The sequence below is a fragment of the Actinoplanes sp. NPDC048988 genome (assembly GCF_043197815.1).
Classification (GTDB): Bacteria; Actinomycetota; Actinomycetes; order Mycobacteriales; family Micromonosporaceae; genus Actinoplanes.
Genome location: NZ_JBICTW010000009.1, coordinates 144783 through 163139 on the forward strand (window position 1 = coordinate 144783; position 18357 = coordinate 163139).

An 18357-nucleotide genomic window follows, 5' to 3' on the forward strand; every position below is an offset into this window, starting at 1 on the left:
GGGCAGAATCGTACGGGTGGAGATCGCGGTTCTCGGGCCGTTGGAGCTGCGCGCCGACGGTGGCGGAAGCGTGCCGGTGGCGGGCGCGCGACTGCGTACCCTCCTGCTGCTCCTCGCCCTCGACGCCGGCCGGGTGGTTCCGGCCGACCGGCTGATCGACGGCGTCTGGGCCGATGATCCGCCGGCCGCGGCCGGGAACGCGCTTCAGGCGCTCGTGTCGCGGCTGCGCAGAGCGGGCCTGACCGTCGAGGCCGCGCCCGGCGGATACCGGCTGGTCATCGACGCCGACCGGGTCGACGCTCACCTGTTCACCCGGCTCGCGCCGGTCGATCCGGCGGCCGCGCTGCGGCTGTGGCGGGGCGAGCTCGACTTCCCCGACGTGGCGCGGGCCGAGGCCGTACGGCTGGAGCAGTTGCGGGACACCGCGCGACGGGAACGGCTCGCCGCCGAGATCGGCATCCGTGACACCGTACCCGAACTGGAAGGTCTTCTCGCCGCTCATCCGCTCGACGAGCGGCTGGCGGCCCTGCTCATGCGGGCGTTGCGGGCCGGCGGCAATCCGGCGCGCGCCCTGGAGGTCTACGAGACGATCCGGCGTGCGCTGGCCGACACGCTCGGCGCCGATCCTTCGGCCGAGCTCACGGCACTCCACCTCGATCTGCTGCGCGAGGAGCCCACCCGGGCGCGGGGCAACCTGCCGGCCGAGGTGAGCAGCTTCGTCGGCCGGGAGCAGGAGATCACGTACCTGCTGACGGAAATTCGGGCGCATCGCCTGGTCACTCTGCTCGGGCCGGGCGGCAGCGGGAAGACCCGCCTGTCGATCGAGGTCGGCTCGAAGGTGCCGGGCGAGGTGTGGCGGGTGGAGCTGGCCCCGGTCACCGACCCGGCCGAGGTGCCGCAGGCCGTGCTGAACACGCTGGTGCCGCGCGGTCACCCCGTTCTCGACGTGCCGGGCCGGGTGCCGCTCGGCGAGACGCTCGACCGGCTGATCAGCGCGGTCGCCGGCCGCGACATGCTGATCATCCTGGACAACTGCGAACACCTGATCACCGCGGCCGCCCAGGTGGCCGACGCGCTGCTCCGCGCGGCGCCGGGCGTCCGCCTGCTCACCACGAGCCGTGAGCCGCTGGGCATTCCGGGTGAACGGCTCCGCCCGGTCGAGCCGCTGGCTCTCCCGCCGGTGGGTGCGGCCGCGTCGATTGCTTCCGCTTTCCCGGCCGTACGTCTTCTGCTCGACCGCGCCGCGGGCTTCGCCCTCACCGAGGAGAACGTCGAAGCGGTGGTACGGATCTGCCGCGCGCTCGACGGCATGCCGCTCGCCATCGAACTGGCCGCGGCCCGCCTGCGTACGCTCCCGGTCTCGGTCCTGGCCGACCGCCTGGCCGACCGTTTCCGCCTGCTCACCGGCGGCAGCGTCGTCCTGCCCCGGCACCAGACGTTGCGGGCGGTGGTCGACTGGAGCTGGGACCTGATCGACGAGCCGTCGCGACAACTGTGGCGCCGGTTCGCGCTGTTCTCCGGCGGCGCCGACGCGGAGGCGGCCGAACGGGTCTGCGGCACCGGCCTGGACGTGCTGGGCGGCCTGGTCGACAAGTCGCTGCTGGTGCTCGGCCCGGACGGCCGCTACCGGATGCTGGAGACGATCCGCGAGTACGGCCGGGAACAGCTGGCCCTGGCCGGCGAGACCGAGTCCCAGCGGCTCGCCCTGGCCGCCTGGCTGATCGAGCTGACCGCCGAGGCCGACCCGCAACTGCGCGCCGCCGACCAGCTGCTGTGGCTGCGCCGCCTGGCCGCCGAACACGACAACCTGCACGCGGCCGTACGGGCGGCGATCGAGGCCGGCGACACGGTGACAGCGGCCGCGCTGGTCGCCCGCCTGGGCTGGTACTGGTGGCTGAGCGGCCACCGCTCGGAGGGCGCGGTGCTGGCGGCCGACGTGTCCGCGATGCCGCCCGGCGAGGCGGACACCGACGACCTGGCGCTGGTGCACACGTACGCGGCGATCAACGGCCTGGAGGGCGCGCTGCCGCTCGAACAGGTCGAGCAGGAGTTCCGCGCGGCCCGCGACACCGGCGCTGACAGCCGCGCCCGGCACCCGGCCCTCCGCATGATCGCCCCGCTCTCGGCCATGTTCGACGACCGCAACGACCCGGAGCTCGGTTTCCGCATGACGGAGCCGCTGTTCGACGACCCCGACCCGTGGCTGCGCGCGGTGGCCAAAATGATGGTGTCCCAGCTGCGCCTCAACTTCGGCCAGAGCCCCGAGGTGGCCGAACGCGAGATGCGCGAGGCCCTGGCCGGCTTCCGCGCGATCGGCGAACGCTGGGGCATCGGCTTCACCCTGAGCTCCCTGGGCGACATGGCGGCGTCCAGGGGCGACTTCGCCCAGGCGGTGACCTGGCAGCGCGAGGCGATAGCCCTGGTCCGCGAGGTGGGCGTACGCGAGGACCGGCCCCAGATGGAGGTGAAACTGGCCCACCAGCTGTGGCTGGCCGGCGAGGCGGTGGAAGCCCGCACGGTCCTGAAAAAGGCGAAGGCGGCGGCGGAGGAAATCAACCTCCCCGAGGTGAACGCCTCGGTGGCGTACGGAAGCGCGACATTCGCCCGCATGGAGGGCGACCTACCGGAGGCCCGCCGAAGCATGGAGGCGGCCGTACGCATGATGCGCCACCCAGCCGCAGTACCCCAGTTCCGAGCGATAACGATGAGCACCCAGGGCTTGGTGGACGCCGCCTCAGGCGACCTGTCAGCCGCCCGAACCTGCCACGTGGAGGCGATGGAGGCGGCCGCCCACTCCCGAGACTCCCCGGTGATAGCGGTGGTCCTGGTAGGAATAGCCGACTTGGTCCTCCGAGAGGGCAACCCGGAAAAGGCGGCGTTCCTCCTGGGCGCCGCCGACGCCGTACGAGGCTCGAAGGACAGAGCAGTCCCCGACGTCGACCGGATAACCGCCGAGGCGCGGGCAGCTCTGGGAGACAAGGCCTTCAACGAGGCCTACGCCCGAGCCTCCGGCATCACGGCAGCAACGGCTGCCGACGCGGCCGGCTTGGACGACGTGCCCGCCCCAGGTTCCGAACGTAGGATCTGACAGCCGAATCCAGATACACCGGCCCCATCGCCAACCGCGCGACGGGTGCGGGAAACGTGTCGGACCTGATTAGTTGACTCACGCGGGCCTTCGTGACGTCCAGAATCTCGGCTATCTCACTGGTCCCGACCAAGGAGGGGCCGACCTCGTTGCCGGAGGGGTAGGTGCGGATCGCGTAGGGCTCGAGGACGAGTCCGGCCGAGAGCATGAGCCGCGTGAACCTCTCCAGCGCCAGTCTGGTGGCCTCCGCCGCACCAGAAGCGGCGGTCTCGAAGGTGATCGCGATGTCGCCGCCATCAGAGAACTCGATCGACGTCTTGTCACAAACTTCGCCCGACAGCTTCTGGCGCACAACGTCGTACATGCTCGGCCGCCGCAAATTAAGAACCGTGACCCACACAATCCTATCCCTCGAGGAGATCAGCAAAAGTCCACATTGCACAACATTCCGCGGAGGGCTGCCTAGAGCCGGGAGGTGCCCCGAGGGTCAACGACCCGATCTGATGGTCCTGCGCTATCTTGCCGTCGTCCGGATCGCTGGAATCCATGGTGTTCCTCCCAAAGAACGTCGCCCTCGCCTCAGCCTTGTTGAGGTCTGGGCAAGAATGCACATCGCCGACGCCTCGCGATCGGACTTTGTGTGCGACTTTGGATATTTTTCGACGCTCACATGGAGCGGTCCTGGTGTCCTATTCCTTCAGGCCTCTTAACGACGTTAAGCCGGTCGGCGCCGCCGGTACCAATTCCATTGATGTCGATCGTTTCGGTGTCGTACGGATGATAGGTGGGCGACGCCTGAGACATGTCTGTCGCGGCTGCGCCGGTTCTTGGCCCGGTGGATCGCCGCGCTGGCCGACTTGCCCCGCTCGGGCCGGCCGGGCGTGACCGGACCGCGCCGCTGCTGCCGACGCGGTTCGACGTTGCGGAACGGCGCACGCACGGCCATCCACCGGGGTAGCTTCACCAGCGTGCCGGATCTGATCGGCGCGATCCGCGCGTTCATCGACGGCTACAACGAACGCTGCCAGCCGTTCCGCTGGACCAGGGCCGCCGGCCAGATCCTCGCCAAGGCCGTCCACCGTCAGCCGCTCGAAGGGTGATGAAGGCCTGCTAGCCGATCAGACAGCCTTCCAGGCGAAGAACGATTTTCTCGAGGGCCGCCCCGAGCCGGTCGGCGTCGGGGTTCACGAGCTGCCGCCGCCACTGCTTCGCCAAGTCCTCGACAGTGGCAGCGCGCCTCGGCGGTGTTCGAGGTCGCACGCGAAACGGCGGCCACGTCGGCGGGGAGCCGAGGTGACCGCCGTTTCGGGCGTCAGGTGGATCAGACGTTGTAGTACATCTCGAACTCGTGGGGGGTCGGGCGGAGGCGGACCGGGTCGATCTCGTTGGCGCGCTTCCAGTCGATCCAGGTGCTGATCAGGTCGTCGGTGAAGACGCCGCCGGCAGTCAGGAACTCGTGGTCGTTCTCGAGGCTGTTCAGGACCGCGTCGAGGGAGCCGGGGACCTGCTTGACGGTGCCCCACTCCTCCGGCGGGAGGTCGTAGAGGTCCTTGTCGATCGGGGCCGGGGGCTCGATCTTGTTCTTGATGCCGTCGAGGCCGGCCATCATCTGGGCCGAGAAGCTCAGGTACGGGTTGCCCGACGGGTCCGGGACGCGGAACTCGACGCGCTTGGCCTTCGGGTTGCTGCCCGTCACCGGGATGCGGGTGCAGGCCGAGCGGTTGCGCTGCGAGTAGACCAGGTTGACCGGGGCCTCGTAGCCGGGGACCAGGCGACGGTACGAGTTGACCGTCGGGTTGGTGAACGCCAGCAGGCTGGGCGCGTGCGCCAGCAGGCCGCCGATGTACCAGCGGGCCGTGTCGGACAGGCCGGCGTAGCCGGTCTCGTCGTAGAACAGCGGCTCGCCGTTCAGCCACAGGCTCTGGTGGGTGTGCATGCCCGAGCCGTTGTCGCCGAACAGGGGCTTCGGCATGAACGTGGCCGTCTTGCCGTGCTCCCAGGCGGTGTTCTTGATGATGTACTTGAACATCTGCATCTGGTCGCCGGCGTGCAGCAGGGTCGAGAACTTGTAGTTGATCTCGGCCTGGCCGGCGGTGCCGACCTCGTGGTGCGAGCGCTCGACGGTGAAGCCGACGTCGATGAGGCGGCGGACCATGGAGTCGCGCAGGTCGGAGTAGTGGTCGACCGGCGCGACGGGGAAGTAACCACCCTTGTAGGCGGTCTTGTAGCCCCGGTTGCCGCCCTCTTCGACGCGACCCGAGTTCCAGGCGCCCTCGATCGAGTCGATGTAGTAGAAGGACTGGTGGGCGCTCGTCTCGTGGCGGATCGAGTCGAAGATGTAGAACTCGGCCTCGGCGCCGAAGTACGCGGTGTCGGCGATGCCGCTGGAGGCCAGGTACGTCTCGGCCTTCTTCGCCACGTTGCGCGGGTCACGCGAGTAGGCCTCGCGGGTGAACGGGTCGTGGATGAAGAAGTTCAGCGCCAGCGTCTTCTGGATGCGGAACGGGTCGATGAAGGCCGTGGTGACGTCCGGCAGCAGCATCATGTCGGACTCGTGGATGGCCTGGAACCCGCGGATCGAGGATCCGTCGAAGGCGAGGCCGTCGGTCACCACGCTGTCGTCGAACGACTCGACCGGCATGTTGAAGTGCTGCATCACGCCGGGCAGGTCACAGAACCGCACGTCGACGAATTTGACGTCCTCGTCCTTGAGGTATCGCAGGAGTTCCTCGGGATTGGCGAACAACACGTCCTCCTGGCGCGAAAAATCGAGACCGGGGCGGCGTGGTTCCGCCGCGTGGCTAGGCTGGCAGCGACGCTATGGGGTGGGAGTTGCCCCGGCGTATCCCAAATGTTTCTGCCGTGTTACGAACACCGTGAGTGAATCTATCGCGTGGTGGCCGGGGCGTGTGCCGGGTCACCGAAACCGCCCCGCGTACCCTTTCCCCCATGGCGGACGCGATCGACCTCAGACAGGTGGAGCTCGCGGGCTTCGGCCGCCGGCTGGTCGCCCTGGCGATCGACTGGGGGCTGGCCACCCTGGTCGCCACGTTCTTCGTCGACGACCTGCGGACGAACCCGTGGGCTCAGCTCGGCGTCTTCGTCGTGGTGCACGCCCTCTTCGTCGGCCTGTTCGGACAGACGCTCGGCATGATGCTGGCCCGGGTCCGCATCGTCTCGGTCGTCGACGGCGGCGCCATCGGCATCGTCCGGGCCCTGATCCGGGCCGTTCTCCTCGCGCTGGTCATCCCCGCCTTGATCAACGACGGTGACGGCCGCGGCCTGCACGACCGCGCCGCCAAGTCCGTCGTCACAAAAACGACAAAAGACGCTTAGGCTGCGGTACGTACGGAGCGGGGCGCCCCAACCGCAAGGGCCGCCCGCAGCCGGGGTTCGGCCGAGGACGGTGCGCCCAGGGCGTCCATCGCCAGCAACGCCGCCCCGGTGATCGGTGGCACGTCAGGTACCGAGATCTCCACGTGCGGGGCCTGTCGTCGTGCGCCGGCCACCACCTCGTCGTGCAGCAGCGGGTGCCGCGCGCGCAGCACGGACCCGCCCAGGACCAGCGCGTGCGGTCGCCACAGCAGGTCCAGCCGCCCGGCGGCCACCCGATGCTGGGCCAGGATCTCGGTCGCCTGCCGGCTGACCAGCCCGGCCGCCACCACGTCGCCGGCCGCCGCCACCTCGAACAGCAGCTCGCTCAGTGACGGGATCTCGTCGCGGGAGATCTCGCCCAGGTGCAGCGCGATGGACACCGCCTCGACCGTGGGCCGCCCGAAGTGCGCGGCGACGGCCCTGCTCAGCGCGGTCGGTCGCCCTCGCCCGTCCTCGCCCCGGGCCGCCAGCCGCAGCGCCTGATCGGCCAGGTCGTGGCCGCCACCCCAGTCACCGGAGATCGGGCCCAGGGCGACGAACCGGGACGTACGGCCGTCGGCCGCCCGCCCCACGCAGTTGGTTCCGGCGCCGCAGACCACGGTGACCGCGTCCGGCATCGAGGTGCCCGAGCGCAGCAGCGCGAAGCAGTCGTTGTCGACCAGCGCCCGCCGGGCCCACCCCCTGGCCGTGATCGCCGAGTGCAGCCGGCTCACCTCGATCGGCAGGTCGGCCCCGGCCATGTACGCCGCGACCACGTCGACCGCCGTCCCGTCCGGCACCACCGAGCGGACGAGATCGTCCAGGACGGCGATCGCCCCGTCCAGCCCGACGTTGTGCGGCGAGGACGTGCCGCCGCGGACGTGGCCCAGCACCTCGCCGGAGGCCGTGCCGAGCACCACGTCCGTCTTGGAGTTGCCGCCGTCGATGGCCAGGTAGAGCCCGCTCATCGAGCCCACGCGAGGTGGTCGCGCCCGCTGGCGATCAGCCGGTCGGCCAGGGCGGAGGCCGGCGTGTGCTGCCCGACCAGCGGGTGGGCGAGCAGCGCCCGGTACACCCGTTCCCGGCCGCCCCGCAGTGCCGCGTCGAGCGCCAGTTCCTCGTACCCCCAAACGTGCGTGACCAGGCCGCTCAGATCGGGCGGCAGGGGGTTGACCGGCAGCACCGAGGGGCCGTCGGCGCCGGCCCGGGCCGAGACCTCGATGACCGCGTCGTCCGGCAGGAACGGCAGCGTGCCCTTGTTGCGCACATTGACCGAGTGGACCGCGTTGTCGTCATAGCCGTGCAGTGAAGCGATCAACCCGACCGCCGCCTCCGAGTAGTACGCGCCGCCGCGCTGGCCGAGCAGCGCCGGTTTCTCGACGAGGCCGACGTCGCGGTACATTTCGAGCAGCGTCGCCTCCATCTCGGCGACCTGTTGGCCCCGCGTCGGAGCTCCGAGCGATTCCCGTACGTGACGGTCGTGCTCGTAGAAATAGGAGAGGTAGTACGACGGGACGTTGCCCAGGGTCGTCAGCAGAGGCTCGGGCAGATGGACCTGAGCCGCCAATTCCGGCAAATGGGCTTCGAGAAGATCGGGCAGACGATCGACGCCGTCCACATAGGCCGCGCGTTCCCAGGTCAGGTGGTTGAGACCGACGTGTTCGAGGGTGACCTGCGACGGCTCGACGCCGAGGAATCCGGCGAATCGCCGCTGGAAGCCGATGGCGACGTTGCAGAGCCCGACGGCGCGGTGGCCCTCGTCCAGCAGCGCGCGGGTGACGATGCCGACCGGGTTGGTGAAGTCGATGATCCACGCGCCCGGCCGGGCCCGGCGCCGGATCACCGAGGCCACGTCGAGCACGATCGGCACGGTCCGCAGCGCCTTGGCCAGCCCGCCGGCGCCGGTCGTCTCCTGGCCGACGCAGCCGCAGTCGAGCGGGAACGTCTCGTCCTGAATGCGCGCGTTCTGGCCGCCGACGCGGAGCTGGATCAGCACGACATCGGCGTCGGTCACTCCCGCGTCCAGATCGGAGGTCCACCAGATCTTCGCCGGGTGCCCGTGATGCGAGAGTATGCGAGCGGCGAACGCCCCCACGATCTCCAGCCTCTCGGCCGCCGGATCGATCAGGACCAGCTCGGTGACCATCGGCCCGAGACGGGCGAAACCATCGACCAATTCCGGTGTGTACGTCGACCCGCCGCCGACGACAGCGATTTTCATCCTTTGAAGCCCGTCAAGGTAATGCCCTGCACGAACGCGCGCTGAGCGAAGAAGAAGATGACGATGAGCGGGGCCATGGCCAGCACGGTGGCCGCCGTGACCAGATTCCAGTCGACGTGATGGACGCTGTGGAACGACGCCAGCCCGAGCGACAACGTCCACGACTTCTCGTTCTCACTGGTGTAGAGCAGCGGGCCGTAATAGTCGTTCCAGCAGTAGAAGAACTGGAACAGCCCGGCCGCCGCGATGCCCGGGCGGGCCATCGGCAGCACCACCCGCAGCAGCGTGCGCCATTCACCGCAGCCGTCGACCCGGGCCGCGTCCAGATATTCGGTGGGAATCGTGAGCAGGAACTGCCGCAGCAGGAAGATGCAGAACGCGTCGCCGAACAGCGCCGGGATGATGAGCGGCCACAGCGAGCCGGTGAGGCCGTACCGGGCCCACATCAGATAGAGCGGCACCGTCACGACCTGCGGCGGCAGCATCATCACGCAGATCACGAGCAGGAACAGCGCGTTGCTGCCGCGGAACCTCAGTTTCGCCAGCGCGTACGCGGCGGGAACGCTCGACAGCAGCACCAGGACCGTCGACGTCACCGCGTAGATGACGGTGTTGAGCAGATAGCGGGGGAGAGGCGTCACCTCGAAGACCCGGATGTAATTCTCCGGGTGCCACGAGTTGGGCCAGTAGTCGGCGGTCAGAGCCTGGTCGCTGGTCATCAGCGAGAGCAGCACGAGGTAGACGACCGGGGTCAGGAACATGATGCCGAGCACGATCGCGATGCTGTGCCGGGCGATCCAGGCCAGCCGCCGCTGGCGTTTGACGGAAGCGGCCGGCTCGACGCGCACGGGCCTTTCCAGGACGGCGGTCATGATTCCTCCCCGGAGAAGGCCTTGGCCCGGCGTAGCAGGATGAGAGTGACGGCCAGCGCCACCACGAAAAGGCCGATGGCGAGCGCGTTCGCGTATCCGAGGGCGCTGTAGCGGAAGCCCACGGTGTAAAGCCACAGCGGATAGGTGAACGTCGAACCCTCGGGAAAGCCGAAGTTGCTCGAGATCCCGCCGCCGACCGTGGCCTGCCCGCTGGCGATCGAGCCGGCCACCGCCGCCTGGTCGAAGTACTGCAACGTGTAGATCACGCCGGTGACCGCGGCGAACAGGACCACCGGGCGAATCGTCGGCAGTGTGATCGCCCGGAAGCGCTGCCAGGCGTTGGCGCCGTCCAGCGACGCCGCCTCGTACAGGCTGGCCGGCACGCCGAGCACGGCGGCCAGGAAGATCACCATGAGGTCGCCGATCGCCCACAGGCCGAGCAGGACCAGCGACGGCTTGGCCCACGCCGGCGAGTTGAACCAGAGCGGGCCCTCGATGCCGATCGTGGACAGGAAATGGTTGACCGGGCCGGTGCCCGGCTTGAGCAGGTAGACGAAGGCGATGGTGGCGGCCACCGGCGGCACCAGGGCGGGCAGGTAGAACAGCGTCCGGAAGAAGCCGGCGCCCCGCTTGAGCTGGGTCAGCAGCATCGACAGGCCGATCGCCCCGATGATCCGCACCGGGACGAAGACGACCACCATCCACAGGGTGTTGCGGATCGACTGGAGCAGGAACGGGTCGTCCGCCATCCGGCGGTAGTTGTCCAGGCCGACCCATTCCGGCACCGACAGCAGGTCGAACTTCGTGAAGGAGAAGTAGACCGCCGAACCCAGGGGATAGAGGAAGAAGACGGCGATGCCGATCAGCGCCGGCGCCAGGAAGGAGAAGGTCGTCAGGCTTCTCCGCACTTTGGCCGACATCGGCTATCCGCCCAGCGTCATGACGCTGTTGATCTGCTTGTCGGCGTCGGCCAGGCCGGCGTCGAGGTCCTTGACCTTGCCCGACTGGTAGCTGTTGAGGAACTGGCCGAAGGTCTCCTGATAGGCCGGTCCGGAGGCGGACGGCGGCGTGGTCGACGAGTTCGGGTTGCTGAAGATGTCGATGAACGTCTTGTAATTGGCGTCCGACTGCAGTCCCGGATCGGCGATGGCGGCGGTCGTGGTCGGGATGTTCTTCAGCAGCCCGGCCAGTTTGATGACGGCCTGGTCGTCGGTGGTCAGATATTTGATGAGCTCCCACGCGGCCTCGGGGTTCTTGGCGTTCTTGCTGATGCCGAGAATGTTGCCGGTGACGTAACCGCCGCCGTATTTGGCGGGATCGGCGGCCGGGATGGGCGCGACGCCGTACTTCAGATTCGGTGCCTGGTCCTTGACGAAGGCGAGGCGGTACTCGGCGTCGATGTTGATCGCGACCTGGCCCTTCTGGAAGGCGTTGTCGGCGCTGTACTCGTCGCCCAGGCCGGCCCGGAACTTCGTGAGTTTGTCGTACCCGTACCAATCAACCAGGCTCTTCTGCCAGGTGAGCAGCGTCTTCCACGCGGGGTCGGTGCCGACCGCGGACTTGCCGTCGTCGGTCAGCCATTTGGCGCCCACGGCCGGAGCGAGATGCGCGGCCGCGTTCTCGTAGAAGTCGTACAGCGGCAGGAACCCGACCGTCTTCAGTGACCCGTCGGGATTCTTGACGGTCAATTTCTTGGCGTACGCCGTGAGTTCGTCGAGGGTCTTCGGGGGCCCGTCGAGTCCCGCCTTGGCGAACAGGTCCTTGTTGTAGAACATGCCGTACGCGTCGGCCAGGAACGGCATGGCGCAGCGCTTGCCCTGGAATTCGGTGTACGAGCGGGTGGTCGCGTTCAGCTTCGCCAGGTCCACTTTGTCGCGGTCGATGTACTGCTTGAGATCGACCCAGGCGCCGGAGGAGCAGAACTTGCCGACGATGTCGGTGGAGTAGGACAGGCCGACGTCCGGTCCGTTGCCGGCGCCGATGGCCTGGGTGACCTTGGAGTCGTCCTGGCCCGGTTTGACCGTCACCTTGATCTTCGGGTGGCTGTTCGCGAAGTCCTTGACCACCTGGGCGATCGCGTCGGCCTCGCGCTCGGTGAAGAAGTGCCAGAGCTCGACGGTGCCGGAGACCTCCGTACCGGGATCGGCGATCTTGTTTTCCTTCGGGGCCGGAGTGCAGCCGGCCGCCACGATAACCGCTGTTGTCAGGGCAAAAAGGGCATGGGGGATCCGTTTGTTCACAGTGGCCTTCCGATTCATGAGGGGGTCAGCTGTTGCGGATGTCGGCTAGAAGGGCGTTGTGGACCGCGGTGAGGCCGGCGTCCAGCGCGCCGAGCAGCACCGCGTCGTCGTCGATGGCGGTCACGGCGATCTCGCTCTCCAGCGGGGCGGCGCGGCGCAGGGCCGCCCGCACCGCGGAGAGGAGCGTGCCGCCGCCGGCCTGAGCGATCGGGCCGGCCAGCACTACCAGGTGAGGGTCGAGCACGGCGATCACCGCGGCCACGCCGACCGCGATCCGGTCGGCGATCTCGGTGAGCAGGTCGCCGCCGGCGTCGCGGACGACGTCGGCGGGGGTCCGGTTCCCGTTCGTGTTCTCGTCGCCGGCGAGTTCGAGCAGGGCGGGGCCGGCGATCAGGTCGTGCAGGTCCCGGCGGTCGCCGTTCGTGTACAGCGGCATGTAGCCGATCTCGCCCGCGCCGCCCCGGGCGCCGCGCATCAGCGTTTCGGCCAGGTCGATGGCCAGGCCCAGGCCGTCCTCGCCCAGCCAGAGCAGGGCGAAGCCCTCGGCGTCGCGGCCGACGCCGCGCCGGCGTTCGGCGATCGCGGCCAGGTTGACGTCGTTGTCGACGCCGATCTCGGTCTTGAGGGCGGCGGCGAGCTCCGGCACCAGACCCGTACGGCCGAGCCCGGGAACGTCGACGTGGCGGATCGTCTCGGTCCGCGGGTCGTAGGAGCCGGGCACGCCGAACTGCACGTGCCGGACGCGGTCGGCCGGGATGCCGGCCTCGTCGCGGAGGTTCTCGAGGACGCCGGTCAGGGCGGTCAGCGGGTCCTCGGCCGCGAAGTCGACGGCGGACTCGGCGCGCCCGCGCACCCGGCCGGTGAGGTCGCACAGGGCGGCCACGACCGACGGGGCGCCGCCGGGGCCGACGTCGCGCACGGAGACCGCGGCCGCGTACGCCGCCTCGGGGTTGACGTTGTAGATCTCGGCCGACGGGCCCGGGCGGCCGCTGTCGTGCCCGGCCACGACGACCAGGCCGGCCTCGGTGAGCCGGCGCAGCACCTCGGAGATCGTGGGGGTGGACAGCGCCGTCAGCCTGCGCAGGTCGGCCCGGGTGAGCATGCCGGGGTCCAGCAGGTGGGCCAGTGCCGCGCTCGCGTTCATCGTGCGCAGCAGCCTCGACGAGCCGGCCGGACGGGTCACGCTTCGTCGCCCCCTTTATTGGCAAACTCTTTAACAGTTGGCCGGGACGTTAGGAGGCGTATCGACATATGTCAAGGGCCGGCACCGCGTGTGCGGTACCGGCCCTTGACTACCTGCGTCTTCAGCGGGGGCGCTGCTGCCTGAACGCGCCCTTGCTCGGGCGCATGTTCTTCGGGATGGCGCCCTTCGGCATCTGCGGGCGGGCCATCAGAGCGCCGAGGCGCTTGTCGAGCGAGTTGACGTCCTTGCCGGTCAGATTTCGCGGCATACGCATCAGCGTGGTCCGCAGCTTCTTGATCGGCAGCTCGCCCTCACCGTTGCCGATGATGTAGTCGTACAGCGGCGCGTTGCCGATGACCTTGGACAGGCGCTTCTTCTCCTGGCCGAGCAGGCCGCGCACGCGCTGCGGCTGGCCCTCGGCCAGCAGGATCACGCCGGGCTTGCCGATCACGATGTGCACCATGTCGAACTGCGTCGTCGACGACGCCGCGGGCCGGACCCGCCAGTCGCCGCGCATGTTCTCGACCAGGGAGGCGGCGGCGCCGGGCTGGCCCTCGGCCGCGTTCATCATCGCCGCGTTCGACCGCAGGTTGAGCACGATCACGGCGGCCAGCAGGGTGACCAGAACACCGATCGGGATGTAGATCCAGCCGGCGCCCAGGAGCACGACAAGCACGGTGAGCGCGATCGGGATGGCCACGGCCGCGATGAGCAGCGGCGTGAACCACTTGTCCTGCTTCGCGGTGAACGAGAACACCTGCCCGATCTGCTTCAGGCGCGTGCCGAACGACACCTTCTCCTGGGGTTTTGCCATAACCCGGAAGTGTAGTGGTGTGCGTACGCCTTACGTGGGGTGGGCGGTCTTACGTCTCCCGCGGCCGCTGCGACGGGTGTAAATAAGGCTCCCTCCCCATGCCCGCGGGGTGCCTTCGCGCGAAGTGTTCTCGGTGTCAACCGCTTCGTTCGTTGGAGGGCACCGATGTTCCCGTACGCCGATCCGCACATCCAGCTCGACATGCACCACCAGCGCGTCGCGTCACTGATCGACCAGGCCTCGGCCCGGCGCCGGGTGCGGACCGCCCGGCCCCGCCGGCGGTGGCGGCGGGCGGCGGCTCCCTGATGTCGCACCCCCGTGGGATGCTCGACCTCGTGACGGCTTACAGCGAGGTGCTGGTCGGGCGCGAGCCCGACCTCGCCGCGCTGCGCGACGCCCTGAAAAGCACCCGCTCCGCCGAGCCGTCGACAGTACTGGTCGGCGGCGAGGCCGGGGTGGGCAAGACCCGCCTGGTCGAGGAGTTCCGCCGGGGCCTGGCCGGCGAGACGGTCCGGGTGCTCACCGGGCAGTGCCTCGAGCTGGGTGAGGAGGGCCTGCCCTTCGCGCCCTTCGCCGGCGCCGTCCGCGATCTGGTGCGCGCCGAGGGCACCGGCGTGCTCGACGGTCACCAGCGCGAACTGGCCCAGCTGCTGCCCGAGCTCGGCCCGCCGGCCGAGCAGCGGGGCATCCTCTTCGAGGCCGTCGCCGCCCTGCTCGGCCGGCTCAGCGCCGAGCAGCCGCTGGTGCTGGTCCTGGAAGACCTGCACTGGGCCGACCGGTCCACCCGCGACCTCATCGGCTTCCTGGTCCGCTCGGCCCGGCTGCCCCGGCTGCTGCTGATCGCCACCTACCGTACGGACGAATTGCACCGCGGCCATCCGCTGCGCCCGTTCCTGGCCGAGCTCGACCGGGTCCGCGGCGTGCGGCGCCACGAACTCGACCGGCTCGACCGCGACGGCACGGCCGAGATGCTCACCCACCTGCTCGGCGCCGAACCCGACCCGGTCGTCGTCGACACGGTCAACGAGCGCGCCCAGGGCATCCCGTTCTTCATCGAGCAGTTCGCGGCCACGGCCGACCCGGCCTGCGGCGACCTGCCCGGCAGCCTGCGCGACCTGCTGCTGTCCCGCGTCGACCAGCTGCCCGAGCCGGCCCAGCGGGTGCTGCGGATGGCCGCCGTGGGCGGCACCAGATTCGGCCACGAACTGCTTTCCCGGGTCGCCGGCATGGACGAGGCCGACCTCGAGTCGTCGCTGCGCGCCGTGGTCGCGGCCCAGCTCGTGGTGGTCCTCGACGACCACGCCGACGGCGGCTACGAGTTCCGCCACGCCCTCGTGCGCGAGGCCGTCCACGACGACCTGCTCCCCGGCGAACACGCCCGGCTGCACGCCCGCTACGCCCGGGCCGTCGAGGCCGAACCCCACCTGGTCGGCATCGGCCGGGCCGCGGCCGAGATCGCCCACCACTGGCACGCGGCCCGCGACCACCCCCGCGCCCTGGTCACGGCCAAGGTCGCGGCCGACGAGGCCGGCCGCCGCTTCGCCTGGGGCGAGCAGGTTCGCCTGCTCGACCGGGTGCTCGAACTGTGGGAGGACGTGCCCGACGCCGCCACCCAGCTCGGCCTCGACCACCTCGACCTGCTGGAGGAGGCGGCGCTGGCCGCCATCGAGTCCGGCGACCACATGCGCGCCTTCAGCCTGACCCGGGCCGCCCTGGGCGACCTCGACGCCGAGGCGGAGCCGCTGCGCGCCGGCCGCCTGCTGGTCCGCCGGGCCAAACTGCTGCGCTCGGCCGGCAAGGCCGACGGCCGCGCCGAGTGCGACGAGGCGTTCCGCCTGCTGCGCGGCGCCCCGCACAGCACCGACCGGGTCCGCCTGCTGGCCGACCTCACCCACATCCTGGCCGGCATCGACCCCGACCGGGCGGTCGAGGTGGCCGAAGTGGCCAAGGCCGACGCCACCGAGATGGGCGACGTGGACGCGCTGGTGATGGCCGAGATGGCGTACGGCCTGGCCTGCGCCGGTCGCATCCCGCCGGCCGAGGCCCTGCCCGTCATCCGCACCGCGATCGCCCGCGCCCGCGAGGCCGGCGACCTGTCCAGCCTCACCCGCGGCCTGGTCAACCTCTCCGACCAGCTGTACGAGACGGGCGACTACGAGGCGTCGGCGACGGCCGCGGCGGCCGGCCTCCCCGACGCCCGCCGGGTGGGCGTGAGCCGCACGGTCGGCGCCTTCCTGCTGGCCAACCACGCCGAGGCGCTGATCGCCCTGGGCCGCTGGGACGAGGCCGACGCCCGCCTGGCCGAGGCGGCCCGCCTGGACCCGCCGAACACCCTGGCCCTGCACTGGCTGCGCCTGCGCGCCCGCCTCCGCCTGGCCCGCGGCCGCGACGACGCCGAGGCCCTGGTCACCCGCGCGCTGAGCTTCCTGTCCCGCCCGTTCCTGGCCACCGAGGTCCGCCTGGCCGTCCACGAGCTGCGCCTGCTGTCGGCCCTGTCCACCCACGAGCCGGCGGCCGCCGCCGACCTGGCCCGAGCCTCCCTGCCCGAGACGGCGACGGGCAGCCTCCCGCGCTACACCTGGCCCATCCTGGCCGCCGCGGCCCGGGCGGCCCACACCGCCGCCGACAGAGCCTTGGCCGAGGAGATAGCCACCCGGGCGGCGGCGCTGCCCCGCCGCTTCCCCGCCGAACACGCCTACGCCGCCCAGGTGGAAGCCCTCCTCCACGGCGACGAGCCGTCCTGGCGCGCGGCCGTGGCCGCCTGGCGCACCGACGGCCACCCCTACGAGCTGGCCGAGGCCCTGCTCTCCCTGGCCGAAACCCTGGCCGCCGACCGCACGAGCGCCCGCCCACCAGCCCTCATCCCCTCCCCACGCGCAGCCGCCCCCGTCTCAGCGCCGCCTTCCGTGGCGCCCTCTTCGGTGGTGCTGCCTTCCGTGGCGCCCTCTTCTGCGGTGCTGCCTTCCGTGGCGCCGCCTTCCGTGGCGCCGCCTTCCGTGGCGCCGCCTTCCGTGGCGCCGCCTTCCGTGGCGCCGCCTTCCGTGGCGCCGCCTTCCGTGGCGCCTCCTTCTGCGGTGCCGCCTTCCGTGGCGCCTCCTTCTGCGGTGCCGCCTTCCGCATCGCCTCCTTCCGCATCGCCTCCTTCCGCATTGCCCCCCTCCGCAGCACCCCCTTCCGCTGCGCCCGCTTTTGCGGTGCCCGGCGCCCCGGCGGTTTCTTCGGCGACGTCGCTCGATCCGGTGCCCTCTCCGGCGCCGACCCTCGACTCGGGGGGTTCTTCGGCCGCGCCTCTTGATGCGCTGAGTTCTTCGGCGGCGCCCTTCGGCGGCTTGGCTCCTTCGGCGGCGCCCGTTGATGTGGCGAGTTCTTCGGGCACGGGTGTGGTGGGTTCTTCGGGGACGGGTGTGGTGAGTTCTTCGGGGACGTCTCTCGGCGCGAGGGCGTCGTCTGCGGTGCCGCTTGGCTCGGGGGCTTCGTCCGTTGTTGCTCCCCGGCGGGCAACTTCTCGGATTGCCCTTCCCGGGCCGGCGGAGGTGATCGCTGAGGCTGCTGCGATTGCCGGCGCGCTGGGGGCCGTCCCGTTGGTCGAGGCGGCCGAGACGTTGGCCCGCCGCCTGGGGATCCGTGCCGGCACCGCGCCGGCGACCGCCGGGACCGAAATTCTGACGGCCCGGGAGCGGGAGGTTCTGCGTCTGGTGGCCGAGGGTCACAGCAACAGCCGGATCGCCGCCGACCTCTACATCTCGCCCAAGACGGCGAGCGTCCACGTCTCCCGCATCATCGCCAAGCTCGAGGTGGCCAACCGCGTCGAGGCCGCCGCCGTCGCCCACCGCCTGGGCCTGCTGGCCGATTGACCATCCGCCCAACCCGCCGACGCCGCCGCTCGAGCCGCCGACGCTGACGCCTGAGCCGCCGACACCGACCGATGCCGATGCCGATGCTGACGCCCGAGCCGCCGACGCCGCCGCTTGAGCCGCCGACGCTGACGCCTGAGCCGCCGACACCGACCGATGCCGATGCCGATGCTGACGCCGATGCCGCCGACGCCGATGCCGCCGACGCCGATGCCGCCGCTGACGCCTGAGCCGCCGCCGACACCGACCGATGCCGATGCCGATGCCGATGGCGCCGACACCGATGCCGACGCCTGAGCCGCCGACGCCGAGACCGATGCGGACGCCGACCCTGGAACCGAGACGCCGGAGCCGGGACCGACGCCGGCTTTGAGGGCTGCGCCAGCTGGCCTTGAGTGGGCTCTTTGCCGTGGGGGTTAGTGGAAGACCTTCAGGCCGATGATGCCGGCGATCACCAGCAACAGGGAGAGCACGCGGGGGAGGCTGGCGCTCTCGCCCAGGGCGACAATCCCGACCACGGCCGTGAGGACGGCGCCGATGCCTACCCAGACGGCGTAGCCGGTGCCGACCGGGATGGTGCGCAGGGCGTAACCGAGGCCGGCCATGCTCAGGAGCAGGCCTGCGCCGAAGACGATGCTGGGGATGGGGCGGGTGAAGCCGGCGCTGCGGTCCAGGGCGATCGCCCAGACGGATTCGAGCATGCCGGAGACGACGAGAACGAGCCAGGCCAT

General features: G+C 70.4%; 17 protein-coding genes and 1 pseudogene. 8 read left to right on the plus strand and 10 right to left on the minus strand.

What is annotated here, in order from left to right; all coding sequences use genetic code 11:
• The first annotated feature begins 16 nt into the window (after positions 1-16).
• The gene (locus tag ACGFJ7_RS26955) at positions 17-3088 is read left to right on the plus strand and encodes a BTAD domain-containing putative transcriptional regulator (RefSeq protein WP_392644418.1); all 3072 of its coding nucleotides are present in this window, start codon (positions 17-19) and stop codon (positions 3086-3088) included.
• On the opposite strand, the gene ACGFJ7_RS26960 is transcribed toward ACGFJ7_RS26955, so the two are convergent.
• Complete coding sequence (locus ACGFJ7_RS26960) at positions 3015-3452, minus strand: hypothetical protein (RefSeq protein ID WP_392644420.1); 438 nt, start codon at positions 3450-3452, stop codon at positions 3015-3017. The two genes, ACGFJ7_RS26955 and ACGFJ7_RS26960, sit on opposite strands and share 74 nt — an antisense overlap.
• Positions 3453-4056: 604 nt before the next feature.
• Between ACGFJ7_RS26960 and ACGFJ7_RS26965 the strand changes: the two genes are divergently transcribed.
• Positions 4057-4188, plus strand: coding sequence for a hypothetical protein (locus tag ACGFJ7_RS26965; protein WP_392644422.1), 132 nt, complete (start codon positions 4057-4059; stop codon positions 4186-4188).
• A 221-nt stretch (positions 4189-4409) separates the two neighbouring features.
• Here the strand turns inward: ACGFJ7_RS26965 and glnA are convergent, their stop codons facing one another.
• Positions 4410-5834 carry a type I glutamate--ammonia ligase gene (gene glnA / locus ACGFJ7_RS26970; protein ID WP_360252546.1) on the minus strand — a complete coding sequence of 475 codons (1425 nt, stop codon included), beginning with the start codon at positions 5832-5834 and terminating at the stop codon, positions 4410-4412.
• 203 nt (positions 5835-6037) lie between these two features.
• Here glnA and ACGFJ7_RS26975 point away from each other — a divergent pair, with 203 nt between their 5' ends.
• A complete protein-coding gene (locus tag ACGFJ7_RS26975) occupies positions 6038-6424 on the plus strand; it encodes an RDD family protein (protein ID WP_360252549.1) in 387 nt (128 codons plus the stop codon).
• Here the strand turns inward: ACGFJ7_RS26975 and ACGFJ7_RS26980 are convergent.
• The 7 genes from ACGFJ7_RS26980 to ACGFJ7_RS27010 form a co-directional block, all read right to left on the minus strand.
• Positions 6421-7410, minus strand: a complete 990-nt coding sequence (locus ACGFJ7_RS26980; protein WP_360252552.1) for a BadF/BadG/BcrA/BcrD ATPase family protein — start codon at positions 7408-7410, stop codon at positions 6421-6423. The two genes, ACGFJ7_RS26975 and ACGFJ7_RS26980, sit on opposite strands and share 4 nt — an antisense overlap.
• Positions 7407-8663, minus strand: coding sequence for a 6-phospho-beta-glucosidase (locus ACGFJ7_RS26985; protein WP_360252555.1), 1257 nt, complete (start codon positions 8661-8663; stop codon positions 7407-7409). Before ACGFJ7_RS26985 ends, ACGFJ7_RS26980 begins: the two co-directional genes overlap by 4 nt.
• A complete protein-coding gene (locus tag ACGFJ7_RS26990; RefSeq protein WP_360252558.1) occupies positions 8660-9535 on the minus strand; it encodes a carbohydrate ABC transporter permease in 876 nt (291 codons plus the stop codon). Before ACGFJ7_RS26990 ends, ACGFJ7_RS26985 begins: the two co-directional genes overlap by 4 nt.
• Positions 9532-10455, minus strand: coding sequence for a sugar ABC transporter permease (locus ACGFJ7_RS26995; protein ID WP_360252561.1), 924 nt, complete (start codon positions 10453-10455; stop codon positions 9532-9534). The genes ACGFJ7_RS26990 and ACGFJ7_RS26995 overlap by 4 nt, the downstream gene beginning before the upstream one ends.
• 3 nt (positions 10456-10458) lie before the next feature.
• Positions 10459-11775, minus strand: coding sequence for an ABC transporter substrate-binding protein (locus tag ACGFJ7_RS27000; protein ID WP_392644425.1), 1317 nt, complete (start codon positions 11773-11775; stop codon positions 10459-10461).
• Positions 11776-11800: 25 nt separating this feature from the next.
• Complete coding sequence (locus ACGFJ7_RS27005) at positions 11801-12958, minus strand: ROK family transcriptional regulator (protein ID WP_392644427.1); 1158 nt, start codon at positions 12956-12958, stop codon at positions 11801-11803.
• Between the two features lie 121 nt (positions 12959-13079).
• Complete coding sequence (locus ACGFJ7_RS27010; protein ID WP_360252570.1) at positions 13080-13772, minus strand: DUF4191 domain-containing protein; 693 nt, start codon at positions 13770-13772, stop codon at positions 13080-13082.
• A gap of 165 nt (positions 13773-13937) precedes the next feature.
• Between ACGFJ7_RS27010 and ACGFJ7_RS27015 the strand changes: the two genes are divergently transcribed.
• The 5 genes and pseudogenes from ACGFJ7_RS27015 (at position 13938) to ACGFJ7_RS27035 (ending at position 17856) form a co-directional block, all read left to right on the plus strand.
• Complete coding sequence (locus tag ACGFJ7_RS27015) at positions 13938-14078, plus strand: hypothetical protein (RefSeq protein ID WP_360252573.1); 141 nt, start codon at positions 13938-13940, stop codon at positions 14076-14078.
• 17 nt (positions 14079-14095) lie between these two features.
• Positions 14096-14602, plus strand: a pseudogene (locus ACGFJ7_RS27020) (ATP-binding protein); the annotation flags it as partial.
• Between the two features lie 986 nt (positions 14603-15588).
• Positions 15589-17067, plus strand: a complete 1479-nt coding sequence (locus ACGFJ7_RS27025; RefSeq protein ID WP_392644558.1) for a pentapeptide repeat-containing protein — start codon at positions 15589-15591, stop codon at positions 17065-17067.
• Between the two features lie 238 nt (positions 17068-17305).
• Positions 17306-17626, plus strand: a complete 321-nt coding sequence (locus tag ACGFJ7_RS27030; protein ID WP_392644559.1) for a LuxR C-terminal-related transcriptional regulator — start codon at positions 17306-17308, stop codon at positions 17624-17626.
• Between the two features lie 77 nt (positions 17627-17703).
• Positions 17704-17856, plus strand: coding sequence for a hypothetical protein (locus ACGFJ7_RS27035; RefSeq protein WP_392644429.1), 153 nt, complete (start codon positions 17704-17706; stop codon positions 17854-17856).
• A 186-nt stretch (positions 17857-18042) separates the two neighbouring features.
• On the opposite strand, the gene ACGFJ7_RS27040 is transcribed toward ACGFJ7_RS27035, so the two are convergent.
• Positions 18043-18357, minus strand: a complete 315-nt coding sequence (locus tag ACGFJ7_RS27040; protein WP_392644430.1) for a DMT family transporter — start codon at positions 18355-18357, stop codon at positions 18043-18045.

Coding starts and splice junctions, on each gene's coding strand:
- ACGFJ7_RS26990 (WP_360252558.1), bottom strand. CDS start 9,535: ATGACCGCCGTCCTGGAAAGGCCCGTGCGCGTCGAGCCGGCCGCTTCC.
- ACGFJ7_RS27015 (WP_360252573.1), top strand. CDS start 13,938: ATGTTCCCGTACGCCGATCCGCACATCCAGCTCGACATGCACCACCAG.
- ACGFJ7_RS27040 (WP_392644430.1), bottom strand. CDS start 18,357: ATGGCCTGGCTCGTTCTCGTCGTCTCCGGCATGCTCGAATCCGTCTGG.
- ACGFJ7_RS26975 (WP_360252549.1), top strand. CDS start 6,038: ATGGCGGACGCGATCGACCTCAGACAGGTGGAGCTCGCGGGCTTCGGC.
- ACGFJ7_RS26980 (WP_360252552.1), bottom strand. CDS start 7,410: ATGAGCGGGCTCTACCTGGCCATCGACGGCGGCAACTCCAAGACGGAC.
- ACGFJ7_RS26995 (WP_360252561.1), bottom strand. CDS start 10,455: ATGTCGGCCAAAGTGCGGAGAAGCCTGACGACCTTCTCCTTCCTGGCG.
- ACGFJ7_RS26985 (WP_360252555.1), bottom strand. CDS start 8,663: ATGAAAATCGCTGTCGTCGGCGGCGGGTCGACGTACACACCGGAATTG.
- ACGFJ7_RS26960 (WP_392644420.1), bottom strand. CDS start 3,452: ATGTACGACGTTGTGCGCCAGAAGCTGTCGGGCGAAGTTTGTGACAAG.
- ACGFJ7_RS27035 (WP_392644429.1), top strand. CDS start 17,704: ATGCCGATGCTGACGCCCGAGCCGCCGACGCCGCCGCTTGAGCCGCCG.
- ACGFJ7_RS27010 (WP_360252570.1), bottom strand. CDS start 13,772: ATGGCAAAACCCCAGGAGAAGGTGTCGTTCGGCACGCGCCTGAAGCAG.